At 69.9% G+C, this 17336-nt stretch carries 14 protein-coding genes; 4 read left to right on the top strand and 10 right to left on the bottom strand.

Features of this window, described 5'->3' with window-relative positions:
• Positions 1 to 70: 70 nt before the first annotated feature.
• The 8 genes from ahcY to OHS33_RS37815 all read right to left on the bottom strand — a co-directional run bounded on the left by ahcY (position 71) and on the right by OHS33_RS37815 (position 11558).
• The gene (gene ahcY, locus OHS33_RS37780) at positions 71 to 1489 is read right to left on the bottom strand and encodes an adenosylhomocysteinase (protein ID WP_330335435.1); all 1419 of its coding nucleotides are present in this window, start codon (positions 1487 to 1489) and stop codon (positions 71 to 73) included.
• Positions 1490 to 1495: 6 nt separating this feature from the next.
• Positions 1496 to 2494: a methylenetetrahydrofolate reductase [NAD(P)H] gene (gene metF / locus OHS33_RS37785; protein WP_330335436.1), complete on the bottom strand. Its 999-nt coding sequence runs from the start codon at positions 2492 to 2494 to the stop codon at positions 1496 to 1498.
• Positions 2495 to 2508: 14 nt separating this feature from the next.
• Positions 2509 to 6021: a methionine synthase gene (gene metH / locus OHS33_RS37790; RefSeq protein ID WP_330335437.1), complete on the bottom strand. Its 3513-nt coding sequence runs from the start codon at positions 6019 to 6021 to the stop codon at positions 2509 to 2511.
• Positions 6022 to 6041: 20 nt separating this feature from the next.
• Positions 6042 to 7022 (bottom strand): carbohydrate kinase family protein, encoded by a 981-nt coding sequence (locus OHS33_RS37795; protein ID WP_330335438.1) that lies wholly within the window; start codon positions 7020 to 7022, stop codon positions 6042 to 6044.
• 81 nt (positions 7023 to 7103) lie between these two features.
• The gene (gene metK, locus OHS33_RS37800; RefSeq protein ID WP_330335439.1) at positions 7104 to 8312 is read right to left on the bottom strand and encodes a methionine adenosyltransferase; all 1209 of its coding nucleotides are present in this window, start codon (positions 8310 to 8312) and stop codon (positions 7104 to 7106) included.
• 224 nt (positions 8313 to 8536) lie between these two features.
• Positions 8537 to 9523, bottom strand: a complete 987-nt coding sequence (locus tag OHS33_RS37805; RefSeq protein WP_330335440.1) for an aromatase/cyclase — start codon at positions 9521 to 9523, stop codon at positions 8537 to 8539.
• A gap of 129 nt (positions 9524 to 9652) precedes the next feature.
• A complete protein-coding gene (locus OHS33_RS37810) occupies positions 9653 to 9934 on the bottom strand; it encodes an acyl carrier protein (RefSeq protein ID WP_330335441.1) in 282 nt (93 codons plus the stop codon).
• A gap of 136 nt (positions 9935 to 10070) precedes the next feature.
• Positions 10071 to 11558 carry a multicopper oxidase family protein gene (locus OHS33_RS37815; RefSeq protein ID WP_330335442.1) on the bottom strand — a complete coding sequence of 496 codons (1488 nt, stop codon included), beginning with the start codon at positions 11556 to 11558 and terminating at the stop codon, positions 10071 to 10073.
• A gap of 266 nt (positions 11559 to 11824) precedes the next feature.
• Between OHS33_RS37815 and OHS33_RS37820 the strand changes: the two genes are divergently transcribed.
• Genes OHS33_RS37820 through OHS33_RS37830 form a run of 3 tightly spaced genes read left to right on the top strand, consistent with a single transcriptional unit; the run spans position 11825 to position 14510 of the window.
• Positions 11825 to 13255 (top strand): pyridoxal phosphate-dependent decarboxylase family protein, encoded by a 1431-nt coding sequence (locus OHS33_RS37820; RefSeq protein WP_443065504.1) that lies wholly within the window; start codon positions 11825 to 11827, stop codon positions 13253 to 13255.
• A 44-nt stretch (positions 13256 to 13299) separates the two neighbouring features.
• Positions 13300 to 13878 (top strand): hypothetical protein, encoded by a 579-nt coding sequence (locus tag OHS33_RS37825; protein ID WP_330335443.1) that lies wholly within the window; start codon positions 13300 to 13302, stop codon positions 13876 to 13878.
• Positions 13875 to 14510: a DUF6875 domain-containing protein gene (locus OHS33_RS37830; RefSeq protein WP_330335444.1), complete on the top strand. Its 636-nt coding sequence runs from the start codon at positions 13875 to 13877 to the stop codon at positions 14508 to 14510. Before OHS33_RS37825 ends, OHS33_RS37830 begins: the two co-directional genes overlap by 4 nt.
• 102 nt (positions 14511 to 14612) lie before the next feature.
• Here OHS33_RS37830 and OHS33_RS37835 read toward each other — a convergent pair whose 3' ends face one another.
• Positions 14613 to 15350 (bottom strand): VOC family protein, encoded by a 738-nt coding sequence (locus tag OHS33_RS37835; protein WP_330335445.1) that lies wholly within the window; start codon positions 15348 to 15350, stop codon positions 14613 to 14615.
• Positions 15351 to 15499: 149 nt separating this feature from the next.
• Here OHS33_RS37835 and OHS33_RS37840 point away from each other — a divergent pair, with 149 nt between their 5' ends.
• A complete protein-coding gene (locus OHS33_RS37840) occupies positions 15500 to 16045 on the top strand; it encodes a Uma2 family endonuclease (RefSeq protein ID WP_330335446.1) in 546 nt (181 codons plus the stop codon).
• A gap of 18 nt (positions 16046 to 16063) precedes the next feature.
• Here OHS33_RS37840 and OHS33_RS37845 read toward each other — a convergent pair whose 3' ends face one another.
• On the bottom strand, positions 16064 to 17272 hold the full coding sequence (locus OHS33_RS37845) for a transglycosylase family protein (protein WP_330335447.1): 1209 nt from the start codon (positions 17270 to 17272) through the stop codon (positions 16064 to 16066).
• Positions 17273 to 17336 lie beyond the last annotated feature (64 nt).

A 17336-nucleotide genomic window follows, 5' to 3' on the forward strand; every position in this document is an offset into this window, starting at 1 on the left:
CATGGCGTTTCCACCGGCCCTCAAGCGTTCTTCGAGGGCCGGTGGCGTTTTCTGTTCGGCTGCGGCGGAATCAGTAGCGGTAGTGGTCCGGCTTGTACGGGCCGTTGACGTCCACACCTATGTACGAGGCCTGCTCCGGGCGCAGGGTGGTGAGCTTGACGCCGAGCGCGTCGAGGTGGAGGCGGGCGACCTTCTCGTCCAGGTGCTTGGGCAGCACGTAGACGTCGATCGGGTACTCCTCGGGCTTGGTGAACAGCTCGATCTGGGCCAGGGTCTGGTCCGCGAAGGAGTTGGACATGACGAAGGACGGGTGACCGGTCGCGTTGCCGAGGTTCAGCAGACGGCCCTCGGAGAGGACGATCAGGACCTTGCCGTCGGGGAACTTCCAGGTGTGGACCTGCGGCTTGACCTCGTCCTTGACGATGCCGTCGATCTTCGCGAGACCGGCCATGTCGATCTCGTTGTCGAAGTGGCCGATGTTCCCGACGATGGCCTGGTGCTTCATCCGGGCCATGTCGGCGGCCATGATGATGTCCTTGTTGCCGGTCGTGGTGATGAAGATGTCGGCCGTTTCCACCACGTCGTCGAGCGTCGCGACCTGGAAGCCGTCCATGGCCGCCTGGAGGGCGCAGATCGGGTCGATCTCGGTGACGATGACGCGCGCGCCCTGGCCGCGGAGCGACTCGGCACTGCCCTTGCCGACGTCGCCGTAGCCGAAGACCACGGCCGTCTTGCCGCCGATGAGGACGTCGGTGGCACGGTTGATGCCGTCGATGAGGGAGTGGCGGCAGCCGTACTTGTTGTCGAACTTCGACTTGGTGACGGCGTCGTTCACATTGATCGCCGGGAACAGCAGCGCGCCCTCGCGGTGCATCTCGTACAGGCGGTGCACGCCGGTGGTGGTCTCCTCGGAGACGCCGCGGATCTCGGCGGCCAGCGCGGACCAGTCGATGGAGCTGCGCCCCAACAGCTCGAAGACCAGGCGCAGTTCCTCGTTGTCGGCGGTCGACGGGTCGGGGACCGCGCCGGCCTTCTCGAACTCGACGCCCTTGTGGACCAGGAGCGTCGCGTCACCGCCGTCGTCGAGGATCATGTTCGGGCCGGAGTGGCCCGGCCAGATCAGCGCCTGCTCGGTGCACCACCAGTACTCCTCCAGGGTCTCGCCCTTCCAGGCGAAGACCGGTATGCCCGCCGGGTTCTCCTGCGTGCCGGTCGGGCCGACCGCGACGGCGGCGGCCGCGTGGTCCTGGGTGGAGTAGATGTTGCAGGACACCCAGCGGACCTCCGCGCCCAGCGCGACGAGGGTCTCGATCAGCACGGCCGTCTGCACGGTCATGTGCAGGGAACCGGTGATACGGGCACCCGCGAGCGGCTGCGAGGGGGCGTACTCCTTGCGGATCGACATCAGACCGGGCATCTCGTGCTCGGCCAGGGTGATTTCCTTGCGGCCGAAATCCGCGAGCGAGAGGTCTGCGACCTTGAAGTCCATGGGGGTCTACTCCGTGATGGTGGTGGCTGGGGTGCCGGAAGGGAGGGCCTGGCGCGCGTCCAGGTCCAGGTCCAGGTTCTGATGGATCTCTAGAGTCGCGGTGGACTTGTTGAGGGTGATGTAGTGCAGGCCGGGCGCCCCTTCGGCGAGCAGCCGCTCCGCCATCCGGGTGGCGTACTCGACGCCGATGCGGTGGCCGTCGCCGGGGCTGTCCTTGGCCGCTTCGAGGCGCCGGGCGAGGTCTGCGGGGAAGCGGGCGTCGCTCAGTTCGGAGAAGCGCTGGATCTGCCGGAAGTCGGTCGCGGGCATGATCTCGGGGATGACCGGGGTCAGGCAGCCCACCGAGCACAGCCGGTCGCGCAGCCGCAGGTAGTCCTCGACGTGGAAGAACATCTGGGTGATGGCGTAGTCCGCGCCCGCCCGGCACTTGGCGGCGAAGTGCCGGATGTCCTCGTCCCAGGAGGGCGAGCGGGGGTGGCGCTCGGGGAACGCCGCCACGCCGACCGTGAAGTCCCCCAACTGCCGGATGAGCGATACCAGTTCATGGGCGTGGGTTAGTCCGTCGGGGTGCGCCGTCCAGTCCCCCTTGGGGTCGCCGGGCGGGTCGCCGCGCAGGGCCAGCACGTCACGGATGCCCGCGTCGGCGTACTGCCCGATGATGTGGCGCAGCTCGGCCACCGAGTGCCCGACGGCGGTGAGGTGGGCGACCGGGCGCAGCGTGGTCTCGGCGGCGATGCGCTTGGTGACCTCGACGGTCCGGTCCCGGGAGGAGCCGCCCGCGCCGTAGGTGACGGAGACGAAGGAGGGCGCGAAGGGCTCGATCCGGCGGATGGCGTTCCACAGGATGCGTTCCCCCGCGTCCGTCTTCGGCGGGAAGAACTCGAAGGAGAAGCTCTGCCGGCCCTGGGCCAGCAGTTCGCGGACGCCAAGCGTGGCCGGGGCGGACGTGCGGGGGCGTTCGGCGGGGGCGGTGAGGGCCGCTGTAGCGGTCAGGGTGGCCGGCATGTCTGTCTCCTTTCTCAGCGTGCGTTGAAGTACTTCGCTTCGGGGTGGTGGATGACGATCGCGTCGGTGGACTGTTCGGGGTGGAGCTGGAACTCCTCGGAGAGGTGGACCCCGATGCGTTCCGGCTGGAGCAGCTCGGCGATCTTGGCCCGGTCCTCCAGGTCGGGGCAGGCCCCGTACCCGAGGGAGAAGCGCGCGCCCCGGTACTTCAGGTCGAACATGTCCTCCACGCGGGCGGGGTCCTCGCCCGCGTAGCCGAGTTCGGCGCGGACCCGGGCGTGCCAGTACTCGGCCATGGCCTCGGCGAGCTGGACGGACAGGCCGTGCAGTTCGAGGTAGTCGCGGTAGGCGTCGGCGGCGAACAGCTTGGCGGTGGCCTCACCGATCTTCGAGCCGACCGTGACGACCTGGAGCCCGATCACATCAGTCTCCCCCGACTCTTCGGGGCGGAAGAAGTCGGCGAGGCACAGGCGGCGGCCGCGGCGCTGGCGGGGGAAGGTGAACCGGGTCCGCTCGTTGCCCTGGTCGTCCAGGATGATCAGGTCATCGCCCTTGGACACGCACGGGAAGTAGCCGTAGACCACGGCCGCTTCCAGAAGGTTCTCCGTGTGCAGCTTGTCGAGCAGTCCGCGCAGCCGCGGGCGGCCCTCGCTCTCGACCAGTTCCTCGTACGTCGCCCCGCCCGCCCGGGCCTGCTTGAGCCCCCACTGCCCCTTGAACAGCGCGCCCTCGTCCAGCCAGGACGCGTAGTCCTTCAGCGGAATCCCCTTGACCACCCGAGTCCCCCAGAACGGCGGGGCCGGGATCCGGTTGTCGATGGCTACGTCGGAGCGTACGGATCCCAGCTCGGGGATGTCCTCGATCTCCACCTCGGGCACCGCTTCCCGCTTGGCCACGCGGCGCTGCTTGAGGGGCGGGAGTTCCGCTCCGGCGACGCCCCGCTTGATGCCCATGAGGGCGTCCATGAGGCGCAGGCCTTCGAAGGCGTCGCGGGCGTAGCGGACTTCGCCTTCGTAGATTTCGTGGAGGTCCTGTTCGACGTAGGCGCGGGTCAGGGCGGCGCCGCCGAGGATGACGGGGTAGTCGGCGGCCAGCTTGCGCTGGTTCAGCTCCTGGAGGTTCTCCTTCATGATCACCGTGGACTTCACCAGCAGCCCCGACATCCCGATCACGTCCGCGCGGTGCTCGACCGCCGCCTCCAAAATCGCCGAGACCGGCTGCTTGATCCCGATGTTGACCACGTTGTAGCCGTTGTTCGACAAAATGATGTCGACCAGGTTCTTCCCGATGTCATGAACATCCCCGCGGACCGTGGCCAGCACGATCGTGCCCTTCCCGTCCGCGTCGGTCTTCTCCATGTGCGGCTCCAGATACGCCACCGCCGTCTTCATCACCTCCGCCGACTGGAGGACGAACGGGAGCTGCATCTGACCGGAGCCGAACAGCTCACCAACGACCTTCATGCCCTCCAGCAGGGTGTCGTTGACGATGTCCAGGGCGGGGCGGCTCTCCAGAGCCTCGTCCAGGTCCCTCTCCAGGCCGTTCTTCTCGCCGTCGATGATCCGCCGCTGCAACCGCTCGTCCAGCGGCAGGGCGAGGAGCTCCTCCGCCCGCCCCGCCTTCAACGACTTCGTGTTCACACCCTCGAACAGGGCCATCAGCTTCTGCAGCGGGTCATACCCCTCCGCACGCCGGTCATAGATCAGGTCGAGAGCGGTGGTGACCTGCTCCTCGTCAAACCGCGCGATCGGGAGGATCTTCGACGCATGCACGATCGCCGAGTCCAGGCCCGCCTTGACGCACTCGTCCAGGAAGACGGAGTTCAGCAGGACGCGGGCGGCCGGGTTCAGGCCGAAGGAAATGTTCGACAGGCCGAGGGTGGTCTGGACGTCGGGGTGGCGGCGCTTCAGCTCACGGATCGCCTCGATCGTCGCGATACCGTCACCCCGCGACTCCTCCTGACCCGTGCAGATCGTAAAGGTGAGGGTGTCGATGAGGATGTCCGACTCCCGGATCCCCCAGTTCCCCGTCAGATCCGCGATCAGCCGCTGCGCGATCGCCACCTTGTGCTCGACCGTCCGCGCCTGACCCTGCTCATCGATCGTCAACGCGATCAACGCCGCACCATGCTCCTGCGCCAGCCGCGTCACCTGCGCGAACCGCGACTCCGGACCATCCCCGTCCTCGTAGTTCACCGAGTTGATCACCGCACGCCCGCCCAGACGCTCCAAACCCGCCTTGATCACGGGAACCTCGGTCGAGTCCAGAACGATCGGCAGCGTCGACGCCGTCGCGAACCTGCCCGCCAGCTCATCCATGTCCGCCACACCATCCCGGCCGACATAGTCCACACACAGATCCAGCATGTGCGCACCCTCACGGATCTGGTCCCGGACCATCTCCACACAGTCGTCCCAACGCGCCTCCAGCATCGCGTCCCGGAACTTCTTCGACCCGTTCGCGTTCGTCCGCTCACCGATCGCCATGAACGCGAGGTCCTGACGGAACGGAACCGTCTGGTAGAGGGACGAGGCACCCGGCTCGGGGGCGGGTTCGCGCCCGGTGATGGCCGCGCCCCGGACCCGCTCGACCACCTGGCGCAGGTGCTCGGGCGTCGTACCGCAGCAGCCGCCGACCAGCGAAAGACCGTACTCGCGGACGAACGACTCCTGGGCGTCGGCGAGTTCTTCGGCCGAGAGCGGGTAGTGGGCGCCGTCCTTGGTCAGCACGGGCAGGCCGGCGTTGGGCATGCAGGAAATCGGGATACGGGCGTTGCGCGCGAGGTAGCGCAGGTGCTCGCTCATCTCCGCCGGGCCCGTCGCGCAGTTCAGCCCGATCATGTCGACGCCCAGCGGCTCCAGCGAGGTCAGGGCCGCGCCGATCTCCGAACCCAGCAGCATCGTGCCGGTCGTCTCCACCGTCACCGAGCAGATCAGCGGCACCGACACACCCAGCGCGTCCATCGCCCGCCGCGCACCGATGATCGAGGACTTCGTCTGCAGCAGATCCTGCGTCGTCTCCACCAGCAGCGCGTCCGCACCACCCGTGATCAGACCCTCGGCGTTGATCTGGTAGGCATCGCGGATGGTGGAGTACCGGATGTGGCCCAGGGTGGGGAGCTTCGTACCCGGGCCCATGGAGCCCAGCACCCAGCGCTGCTGACCGGTCGATGCCGTGAACTCGTCCGCGACCTCGCGGGCGATCCGCGCGCCCGACTCCGACAGCTCGAAGTTCCGGTCGAGGATCTCGTATTCGGCGAGCGCGGCGTGGTTCGCGCCGAAGGTGTTCGTCTCGACGCAGTCCACGCCCACCGAGAAGTAGGCCTCGTGCACCGAGCGCACGATGTCGGGGCGCGTCACGTTCAGGACCTCGTTGCAGCCCTCCAGCTGCTGGAAGTCCTCCATGGTCGGGTCCTGCTCCTGGAGCATGGTGCCCATGGCGCCGTCCGCGACCACCACCCGGGTGGCCAGCGCCCGGCGCAGGGCGTCCGCGCGCTCCTGCGCGGTCATGCGTGTCTGCGCGGTCATGCGTCCCTGCGCGTCCGTCGTCATGTCAGCCGTCCCAGTTCCGGTGCGAGCAGGTCGGCGGTGCGGTCGCCGTACACCGCGCGGACGGTGTCGACGAGGGCCGCGGGCCGGACCTCGTACGACTGCGAGCCCACCGCGGCGAGGACGAGGGCGGACATCGCGCAGCCCAGCTGCGCCGCGGTCTCCAGCGGCAGGTGCCAGCTGACGGCGGCCAGGAAACCGGAGCGGAAGGCGTCGCCGACGCCGGTGGGGTCCTCGGGCGTGATGCCAGGGACGGCGCGCACGGTGATCGTCGGGTCGCCCTGGCGGTCGATGCGGACGCCCTGGGCGCCGAGGGTGGTGACCCAGGTGCCGACCCGGTCGAGGACGTCGGAGTGGCTCCACTCGGCGCGTTCGCGCAGCAGGGCGGACTCGTACTCGTTGGTGAACAGCCAGGCCGCGCCGTCCACCAGGGTGCGCACCTGGGCGCCGGAGAGGCGGGCGAGCTGCTGGGAGGGGTCGGCGGCGAAGGGGATGCCCAGCGCGCGAGCCTGGTCGGTGTGGTGGACCATCGCCGCCGGGTCGTTCGGGGAGACGAGGATCAGATCGAGGGGGGCGCGGGCGTGCAGGGCGCGCAGGTCGATCCGGTCGGCCTCGGCCATGGCGCCCGCGTAGAACGAGGCGATCTGGTTCGAGTCCTGGTCGGTCATGCACATGAAGCGGGCGGTCTGGCGGTCGTCGGAGACGTACACCGCGCTGGTGTCGACGCCGTGGTCCTTGAGCCAGACCTCGTACTCGGCGAAGTCGGCGCCGACGGCGCCCGCGAGGAGCGGGGCGAGGCCCAGTCCGCCGAGCCCGTAGGAGATGTTGGCCGCCACTCCGCCCCGCCGGACCTCCAGCGTGTCGACGAGGAAGGACAACGAGACGTGTTCCAGCTGGTCGGGGAGCAGCTGGTCGACGAACCGGCCCGGGAAGGCCATGAGGTGATCTGTGGCGATGGATCCGGTCACCGCGATACGCACGTGGACTCCTGTGAGCTGATCTCGATGTCGGCGGGGCGAAGGGCGAAGGGCGAAGGGGGCGATACGAGTGAGGCGGGGTGCTCAGAGGCCGGCGGCGGCCTTGAGGGCCTCGGCGCGGTCGGTGCGCTCCCAGGTGAAGTCGGGGAGTTCGCGGCCGAAGTGGCCGTAGGCGGCGGTCTGCGCGTAGATCGGGCGCAGCAGGTCGAGGTCGCGGATGATCGCGGCGGGGCGGAGGTCGAAGACCTGGGAGATGGCCTCTTCGATGCGGTCGGAGGGCACGGTGTGGGTGCCGAAGGTCTCGACGAAGAGACCGACGGGCTCGGCCTTGCCGATCGCGTAGGCGACCTGGACCTCGCAGCGGGTCGCGAGACCGGCGGCGACGACGTTCTTGGCGACCCAGCGCATGGCGTAGGCGGCCGAGCGGTCGACCTTGGACGGGTCCTTGCCGGAGAAGGCGCCGCCGCCGTGACGGGCCATGCCACCGTAGGTGTCGATGATGATCTTGCGGCCGGTGAGGCCGGCATCGCCCATCGGGCCGCCGATCTCGAAGCGCCCGGTCGGGTTGACCAGCAGCCGGTAGCCCTCGGTGTCCAGCTTGATGCCGTCCTCGGCCAGCTGCCCCAGGACGTGCTCGACGACGAGTTCGCGGATGTCGGGGGTCAGCAGCGCGTCGAGGTCGATGTCGGCGGCGTGCTGGGTGGAGACGACGACGGTGTCCAGGCGGACCGCCTTGTCGCCGTCGTACTCGATGGTGACCTGGGTCTTGCCGTCGGGGCGCAGGTAGGGGATCGCGCCGTTCTTGCGGACCTCGGAGAGGCGGCGCGAGAGCTTGTGGGCCAGGTGGATCGGGAGTGGCATCAGCTCCGGGGTCTCGTCGCAGGCGTAGCCGAACATCAGGCCCTGGTCGCCCGCGCCCTGCTTGTCCAGCTCGTCCTCATCGCCCTCGACCCGGCTCTCGTACGCCGTGTCCACGCCCTGCGCGATGTCCGGGGACTGCGCGCCGATGGAGACCGAGACGCCGCAGGAGGCACCGTCGAAGCCCTTGCTGGAGGAGTCGTAGCCGATCTCCAGGATCTTCTCGCGGACGATGGCCGCGATCGGGGCGTACGCCTGGGTCGTCACTTCACCGGCTATGTGGACCAGGCCCGTGGTGATCAGCGTCTCGACGGCCACGCGGGAGGCGGGGTCCTCCCGAAGCAGGGCGTCGAGGATGGCGTCGCTGATCTGGTCGGCGATCTTGTCGGGGTGGCCCTCGGTGACGGACTCCGAGGTGAACAGGCGGCGGGACATGTCACTCCTGATGGCTGTTGGGTACGTACGGTCGGGTGCGGGAAAGGGGTCGGCGGGTGGGCGGGCGGGCCGGGGTCGGACAAAGAGAATCGGGTGAAGAGAGGTGTCCCCGATCGATCTTGTGCCATGGCGGAAGCGGGAGGCGAGCCGCGCCCGGATACCCCCGACACGTTCGTGACATCGGAATCTGATGCATCATCAGCACCGATCCGGGCGCGGGCGCCTCAGAGGCTGCGGATCGCGGACTCGGCATGCCGCTTGGCCAGTTGGAGGACGGACAGGCTCTCGCGGCCGAGCGTCGCGCGTACGTGGGCGCGCGCCCGGGGCAGGTCGGCCGCCGGCCCCAGCACCCGCTCGACGTCCGCCGCGCGCAGCAGCACGCTGTGCTGGGAGATCACCGTCACGCCCGTCTCGTCGGGCAGTACGGACCACTCCCCGGTGTGTGCCTCGATCAGCGGCGGTGTCCTCGTCTGCTTGTGGACGATCCGGGAGGCGTGCGGGAAACAGATCCGTACGGACTCGGTGGCCTGCGGGGGTCCGCCGCCCTCGGCGCGGGTCTCCATGCGGAGGCACTGCACCCCGGGGACGTCCTCCCGGACCTCCGCGCGGGCGACGTGCGGGACCCGGCCGGGCCAGTCGGCCACCCCGTACAGGAAGTCGTAGACCAGCTCGGCCGGGCCGTGCACCCGGACGGAGTCCTCGAAGCCGAGCAGCAGCCCGTCGATTTCGCGCCACCGCTCGGCATTCTCCTTGAGCTGTTCCAGCTCGGCCCGGCTGTTGGTGTCGGTCGCGAGCAGCAGCCAGGCGACGTCGCCCGGCGGGCCGGCAGCCACGGTGAACTCGTGCTCCAGGCGCAGCCTGCTGCGCCCGGCGCCACACGGCTCGACGGTCCAGGTCCCGGCCATGCTGACGGCGGGCGCGGCGGACCCGGCGAACCCTGCGGACCCGGCGGGAAGTTCCTGGAGGAACTCGATCCGCGTCCGCGCGCTGTCCAGGGTGCGGTGCGAGAGCGCCGATCTGACGCTCCCGTTGGCGGTGAACCACATCCGGAACCGGTCGATGACCCCGTCGAAATCCAGCCGCTCGACATGGATGCTCGATGGCGCGATCAACGGCCACTGCGTGGTGTCCGCGATCAGCCCGTAGACCACTCCGGCCGGCGCGGTCACGTCGATCTCGTACGACGCGCGGTGCACTCGCTCACCCGACATCGGCTCAACCTCCCTGACCTGTGCCCCGACCCTCCTCCCCGCCGCCGGAGGGCTACCGGAAGTGCGCTTGAGGAAGGGTCGGGACGGGTCGGGACGGCATGGCCGGATTTCGCTGGCATCAGGTGCCCATCAGGTGCTCCGGCCCTGTTCGATCCGGACCGCCACGGCCTCGGCCAGCGTCGCGATCGTGGGGGTCTCGTAGATCTGGCGCAGCCGGAGTTCGACGCCGTAGGTGCGGGAGAGGTGGAGGAGCATGTGGTGGGCCGCCAGGGAGTCGCCGCCCAGCTCGAAGAAGCTGGCTTCCAGCGGGGGGTCGGTGATCTTGAGAAGGGTCGCCCAGACCGCGCGTACCTCGTCCAGGACCGTGCGCAAGCCGTCGTGGTGTGTGAGGAACGTGAGCGAGGTGGTCATTCTGATCTCCTTGCGGGGACACGTACGGACACATGTGAAGTCATGGGGGACACGGCTGGACATGGTCTGTGCTCGCCACTCTCGCGGCCCGTGCTCGTCCGGCCCTTGAGGGCACGTCGAGCCGCGCTGCGGCGGCCTACCGGACCCGGAAGTTCGCCATCATCCCCATGGCCGAGTGGTCCAGCAGGTGGCAGTGGTAGACGTACGTCCCGCGGTACGAGGCGAAGGTCGCGTGCAGTGTGACGCTCTCCCCCGGGAACAGCCGGACGGTGTCCTTCAGCCCCGCCTCCGCCGGTCCGGCCGGGGCCCCGTTGCGCTCCAGCACCCGGAACTGGACCAGGTGCATGTGGAAGTTGTGCGGGATCAGCTTGTTGGCGTTGGTGACCGTCCAGACCTCCGACGTCCCGTAGGTGACGGTCTGGTCGATGCGGTTCGGATCGTAGACCTGGCCGTCCAGGAACCCCCGCGGTTCCTGGCGCCCGTCCTCGTCCATGCTCAGTACGATGCTGCGCTCGACCGCCGGCTTCGGCAGCGCGGCCACGGCGGGCAGGGTGCGCAGGGTGTCCGGCACCCGGCTCGGGTCGGCGGCCGTGCGGACGACGTCGAAGCGCAGCACCTTGCCGACCTGGTCGGGGGTGCCGGGGCCCAGGGTGTTCTCCAGGACGATCCGGGTGCCGACCGGGTAGCGGGAGAAGTCGATGACCACGTCCGCGCGCTCCGCCGGGGAGAGCCCGATGGTGTCGGTCGGGAAGGGGTGTTCCAGCAGCCCGCCGTCCGATCCGATCTGGATCATCTGGCCGCCGTCGGACAGCTTCAGCTGGAAGAAGCGCATGTTGGAGGAGTTCAGCAGCCGGAAGCGGTACTTGCGGGCCGCGACCTCGACGTACGGGCTCGGGCGGCCGTTGGCGAGGATGGTGGTGCGGCCGAAGGCGTCGTCCATGACGTAGACGAGCTGGCCGTAGGCGTCGAAGTGTGCGTCTCGCAGCGCGATGGGTATCTCGTACTGCCCGGAGGGGAGCGGCAGCGCGCGTTCCGTGTCGTCGGAGAGCAGGTAGGCGGCGGACAGGCCGCGGTAGACGTGCTCCGACTCCATGTGGTGGGCGTGGTCGTGGAACCAGAGCGGGGCGCCCGGCTGCTGGTTCGGGTAGGTGTAGGTGCGCGAGGTGCCCGGCCCGAAGGTGTCCATCGGGGAGCCGTCGTTCTCCTGGGTGACCGAGCCGCCGTGCAGGTGGACGGCGACCGGCATGGAGAGCGTGTTGCGGTGGCGGACCACCACCTTGCGGCCGCTGCGCGCGCGCAGCACCGGTCCGGGGAAGCAGCCGTCGTACGTCAGGACCTTGGCCATGGCGCCGGGCAGGATCTCCCGTGACACCTCCTTGATCGTGACGGCGTAGGTGTCCTGCCCGCCCGCGGTCGAGACCGGGGTCAGCACCGGCAGGACCGGCATCCGCACCGAGAACGGCGCCGGTACGGATACCGCGACCGCTCGGGGTTCGACGCCCGGCGCCGCGTCGGCGGCCTGAGCGGTACGGGCGTCGAGCATCGGCGTCAGCGCGCCGCCGGTGATCAGTCCGGCACCGGCCGCGGCCAGGGCGCCGCCGAGCACGCTGCGTCTGGTGACCATGCGATGTCCTCCTGGAAGGGGTGGTGGGTCGGGGGATTCCGGGGTGCGGCACGGGCGGGATCCCGGTACCGGACACGGGTGCCGCACACGGGTGTCGCGCGGCGAGTGCACCAGATGCCTCTCGCACATCACTGGAGCCCAGGTGGTGTGCGGGCGTCCGGCGTTGCGCGGGCCTTGCGTGGGCTCCGTATATCTGCTCGTGCGTACGTATGACCGCGTACGCACGACGCGTGCCGCAGAGCGCGGCCACCCGGGGGAGGCCCACCGTGGACCTGAACGATCTGCACGATCTGCGCGACTGGCTGCCGCGCGCCCTCGGGGTCGCCGAACGGTGGGGCGGCCAGTTCGGCCCGTACGAGACGCACGACGCCCACCGCGTCGGCCCCGACGCCTTCGACGAGGCCTTCGAGCGGCTCGCGAAGCGGATGGACCACAACTATCCGTTCTTCCACCCGCGTTACGCCGGACAGATGGTCAAGCCCCCGCACCCGGCGGCCGTCGTCGGCTATCTGACCGCCATGCTGTTCAACCCCAACAACCACGCCGCCGAGGGCGGGCCCGCGACCACCGAGATGGAACGCGAGGCGGTCGCCTCGCTCGCCGCCATGTTCGGCTTCGACGCGCACGTCGGGCACCTGACCACCAGCGGCACCATGGCCAACCTCGAAGCGCTCTACGTGGCGCGGCAGTTGCACCCGGACAAGGGGATCGCGTACAGCAGCGAATGCCACTACACCCACGAGCGGATGTGCCACGTCCTGGGCGTCGAGGGCCACCGGATCCCGGTCGACGGGCACGGGCGGATCGACCTCGACGCGCTGGAGGACGCCCTGCGCACCGGGCGGATCGGCACCGTCGTCGTCACCACCGGCACCACCGGGCTCGGGACCGTCGACCCGGTCCACGAGGTGGTCGCGATCGCCCGCCGCCACGGGGTGCGCGTCCACGTCGACGCGGCGTACGGCGGCTTCTACGCCATCCTCGGCCGGGCCGGGGCCGAGGGCTTCGACCCGCGGCCCTGGCGGGCCATCGCGGAGTGCGACTCGGTGGTCGTCGACCCGCACAAGCACGGGCTCCAGCCCTACGGCTGCGGGGCGGTCCTCTTCCCCGACCCGCGCGCCGGACGGCACTTCGCCCACGACTCCCCGTACACCTACTTCACCGACGCCGACCTGCACCTCGGCGAGATCAGCCTGGAGTGCTCGCGGGCGGGCGCCGCCGCGTCCGCGCTGTGGCTGACCCTGGAACTGCTCCCGCTCACCCCGGACGGCTTCGGCTCGATCCTCGCCGCGAACCGGCGGGCCGCGCTGCGCTGGGCCGATCTGATCACCGAGTCGGCCGACCTGGAGCTGTACCAGCGCCCCGACCTCGACATCGTCACCTACTTCCCGGCGACGGCGGACGGATCGCTGTCCGCGATCGACGCCGCCTCGGACCGGCTGCTGCGCGACGGCATGACGGCGGAGGCCGACCCGGTCTTCCTGAGCGTGCTGCGCGCCGACGCCGATGCCTTCGTACGGCGCCACCCGGGCGTGGTCCGCGACGCGGACGCGGCGCGCATCGTGCGCAGCGTCCTGATCAAGCCCGAGTCCGAGCACTACCTCCCGACCCTGCACGCCCGCGTGTCGGCGCTGGCCGCGCACGGCCGCGGCGCCGGTGCCGGTGCCCGCACCGGAACTCGCATCCGCACCCTCTGACCGGAGGACCCATGTCCCAGTCATCACCCTTATCCTCTCGCCCGTTGACCCGCTCGACGCTCAGCCGCTCGACCCTCACCCACCTCTCCGCGCTCCTCGCCGATGCCTTCCACCAGGACGGCCTGACCCGGTGGATGGTCCAGGACGAGCAGGAGCGCGCCGAACGGCTCCCCGGGTTCTTCCGGGCCTTCGTCGAACTGTGCGCCGACCACGGCGGGGTGCTCACCACCCCGGACGGCGACGCCGTCCTCCTCTTCCTGCCGCCGGGCGCCGAACCGGACGGGGCGCGGCTGGCGCAGGCCGCCGCGGCCCTCGGCCCGCACGCGCCGGCGCTGCACACCATCGCCGCGCTCCAGGAGGAACGGCATCCACACGGCCCGCCGCACTACTACGTCGCCTTCGCGGCGGTCCGCGCGGACCGCCAGCGGGACGGCCTGGTGTCCGGGCTGGTGGCGCGGGTGATGGCCCGCGCGGACGCCGAGGGCGTCGGCATGTACACGGAGGCCAGCTCGCCCGGCGGCGAGGCGGCGAGCCGGCGCGCCGGGTTCGAACGGGTGGGACCGGAGATCGTCCTGCCGGAGGGCGGACCCGTCCTGCGGCCGATGTGGAGGGATGCCCGATGAGGGGCGACGACCTGATCATGTCGTGGACCTCGGGCGAGGTCGCCCGGGGCGAGGTTCCGGCGGAGCACATCGGTCCGCTGCTGCAAGTGCTCATGTGGAGCCGGGAGTTCCTGGTGTCCAGCCATCCCGAACTGGGCCGCACCGGGCCCGTGTGTCCGTACACGCAGCCTGCGCTGCGCAAGGACCTCTTCCACCTGGCGCTCCCGTCGGAGGACTGCGACGACCTCGCTTCGGCGGTGGACTCCCTGCGCACCCGGCACGCGGCGCTCTCGGAGGCGCTCTCCCCCGAGGACCGCGAACTGCTCACGATCCTCCTCGTCCTGCCGGGCTTCGACCCGACGGACTCGGTGGAGCTGGACGAGCTGCAGCGCAAGGCGAAGGACGAGTTCGTCGCGGAGGGCCTGATGATCGGCCAGTTCCACCCGGTGTGCGAGGAGCCCGGCCTCTACAACGAGTCCTTCCGCCCCCTGCGCTCCCCGCTGCCGCTGCTGGCGGTCCGCAAGCTCCTGGTCTTCGACCTGCCGTTCCTGGTCGGCGACGACCTCCACATGGACCACTACCTCCAGCGCTTCGCCCCGGCCATCCCGTCCCGCATCCGCGACCAGCTGGTCAGCCGCGTGGTGGCGGCCTGACGGCCTGTTGGCTGTTGGCTGTTGGCTGTTGGCTGTTGGCCCAGGCACACGCCGACGCCCCCTCCCGCCGCCGGGCGGGAGGGGCGCGGGGTCAGTGCGGGATCAGCGCGGGGTGAGAAGGCAGAACTCGTTGCCCTCCGGGTCGGCCAGCACCGCCCACGGCACGTCGCCCTGCCCGAGGTCGACGTCGGTGGCACCGAGGGCCCGAAGCCGGTCGGCCTCGGCCGTGTGATCGTCACCGGCGTACGCGCGGAGGTCCAGGTGGATCCGGTTCTTCACGGTCTTCACGTCGGGCGTGCGGATGAATTCGAGGTACGGGCCGACCCCCTTGGCGGAGCGCAGCGCCGCCCGGTCGTCGGTCACCTCGTGCAGGGTCCAGTCCATCGCCTCTCCCCAGAACCGCGCCATGACCCGCGGATCCACACAGTCGACCACCACGGCGGCCATCGGCCCGGTGTCCCGGTACATCTCCCGGGGCTCCAGCACACAGAACTCGTTGCCCTCCGGGTCGGCCAGCACCGTCCACGGGACCTCACCCTGCCCGAGGTCAGCATCGGTGGCACCGAGAGCCCGCAGCCGCGCGACCAACTCCGCCTGATGGGCGGCGGATTGGGTGGCGAGGTCGACGTGTACCCGGTTCTTCACCGTCTTGGGCTCCGGGACGCGAATGACGTCGACAAAGAGGGCGGAGGGGTCCGGATAGGGAAGCCCGACGGGCTCGACGTTGGTCACGCCGGGCCCCTCACTGTCGATGCCCCAGCCGAGCACCTCCGCCCAGAACCGGCCGACCGCCGAGTCGTCCCGGGCGTTCATCGCAATCTGCACAAGTCGTGTTGCCATGGAGCCGACCCTATCCATGCACCGACCTGCGACGACAACCGTATTTCACCGACCTCCGGACGTCGGCCTTTCGGGTGACGACCGGACTCGGGGCCGGGGAGTCCGGGAGCGGTAGCGTCGGGGTGACGGATGACCCGGGGGGCCACGCCATGAGCACAGCAGGGGTGAGTGACCCTGAACAGGCGCTGAAGTACGCCGTTCAGCACACCCAGGATGACCGCGCGGAGGTGGTCGAGGGTGTCATCCACACCAGGCGGTCACGGTCCTGGGACCACGCAGCCGCGACCGAGACCATCCGTGACCAGATCACGCCCCGGGTGGCGGAGCTGCGCTGCATCACGGGCTCCGGGAACCTCGATCTCCCCAAGTCCCAGAACTGGTACGTGCCCGACCTCGCCGTGGTGCCGGCCGAACTGGCCAGGGGCGGCGGGGCGCTCGTACCCGACCAGACGCTCCTCGTCGTCGAGGTGACCTCGGAGTCGAACGCCGAGACCGACCGCGTCGTCAAGCGCAAGCGGTACGCCGAGTACGGCGCACCGCTGTACCTGCTCGTCGACCGGGTCGAGCGGAGCGTGAGCCTGTTCTCCGAGCCCGGCCCGCTCGGCTACACGCGCGCCGACGGCCCTCACCCCTTCGGCGTCCCGGTCCGCCTGCCCGAACCGTTCGAGGTCGTACTCGACACCTCGGGTCTCTAGGGCCGGCGCTGTCGGGCCCTACTCGAAGGAGAGGGTGCCCTGGCCGGGCTGGCTGAGGTAGTTCTGCCAGCCGGAGGAGAGGGGGAGGTTCGCGCCGAAGCTCGTACCGGAGCCGAGGTGGGTGGCTACGGTGCCGTCGGTGCCCTGGATCACCAGGTCCGCCTTGCCGTCACCGTTGATGTCGGGGAAGGACAGCCGGCCCTGACCGGCCTGGCTCAGGTAGTTCTGCCAACCCGAGGACAGGGGGATGTTCGCGCCGAAGCTCGTGCCCGAGCCGAGGTGGGTCGCGATCGTGCCGTCAGTGCCCTGGATCACCAGGTCCGCCTTGCCGTCACCGTTGATGTCGGGGAAGGACAGGCGACCCTGGCCGGGCTGGCTCAGGTAGTTCTGCCAACCCGAGGAGAGCGGGAGGTTCGCGCCGAAGCTCGTACCGGAGCCGAGGTGGGTCGCGATGGTCCCGTCAGTGCCCTGGATCACCAGGTCCGCCTTGCCGTCACCGTTGATGTCGGGGAAGGACAGGCGACCCTGGCCCGGCTGGCTCAGGTAGTTCTGCCAACCCGAGGACAGCGGCACGTTCGCACCGAAGCTCGTGCCCGAACCGTTGTTGAAACGGACGCCAATGGTGCCGTCCACGGCCTGGACCAGCAGGTCCTTGTTGCCATCGCCATTGATGTCCGCGTAATACAGACGCCCCTGACCCACACCGCCCAGGAAGTTCTGCCAGCCCGCACTGACCGTGGTACTCGCACCGAAACTCGACCCCGACCCCGGACGCAGCCCGATCGTCCCGTCCGGGCTCAACACCATCAGATCCGCCTTGCCGTCACCCGTGACATCCGCGCGGGTGGGGGCGGGAGGGTACGGGTCCGTGTGGTCGTTGCCGAGTCCGGCCAGGGGGCCGCAGGTGGGCCACGCTCCGGGGCCCTGAGAGGCAAGCACCCTTTCGGCGGTGAGGATCTGCTGCTGCTTGGTGGCCAGGTCAGCGCGGGCGGCGTAGTTCGTTCCGCCGTAGGAATTCCAGGTGCTGGCGGTGAACTGCAGCCCGCCGTAGAAGCCGTTGCCGGTGTTGATGGACCAGTTGCCGCCGCTCTCGCAGCTGGCGACCTTGTCCCAGGTGGTGACGGACGCGGCCTGCGCGGTCGTCGCGGTGCCGAGGAGTAGTTGTAGGGCGAGCGGGGCAGCGGCGAGGGTGAATACGGCCTTGCGGGCGCGGGGCGATATGGACACGGGATTCTTCCCATCAGAGAGCAGTGCGCGGAGTGGATCAGGGCATGGCGGTGCTCCGGGGGGA

Origin of the sequence: Streptomyces sp. NBC_00536 (genome assembly GCF_036346295.1) — a bacterium.
In the GTDB taxonomy this organism is placed as follows: domain Bacteria; phylum Actinomycetota; class Actinomycetes; order Streptomycetales; family Streptomycetaceae; genus Streptomyces.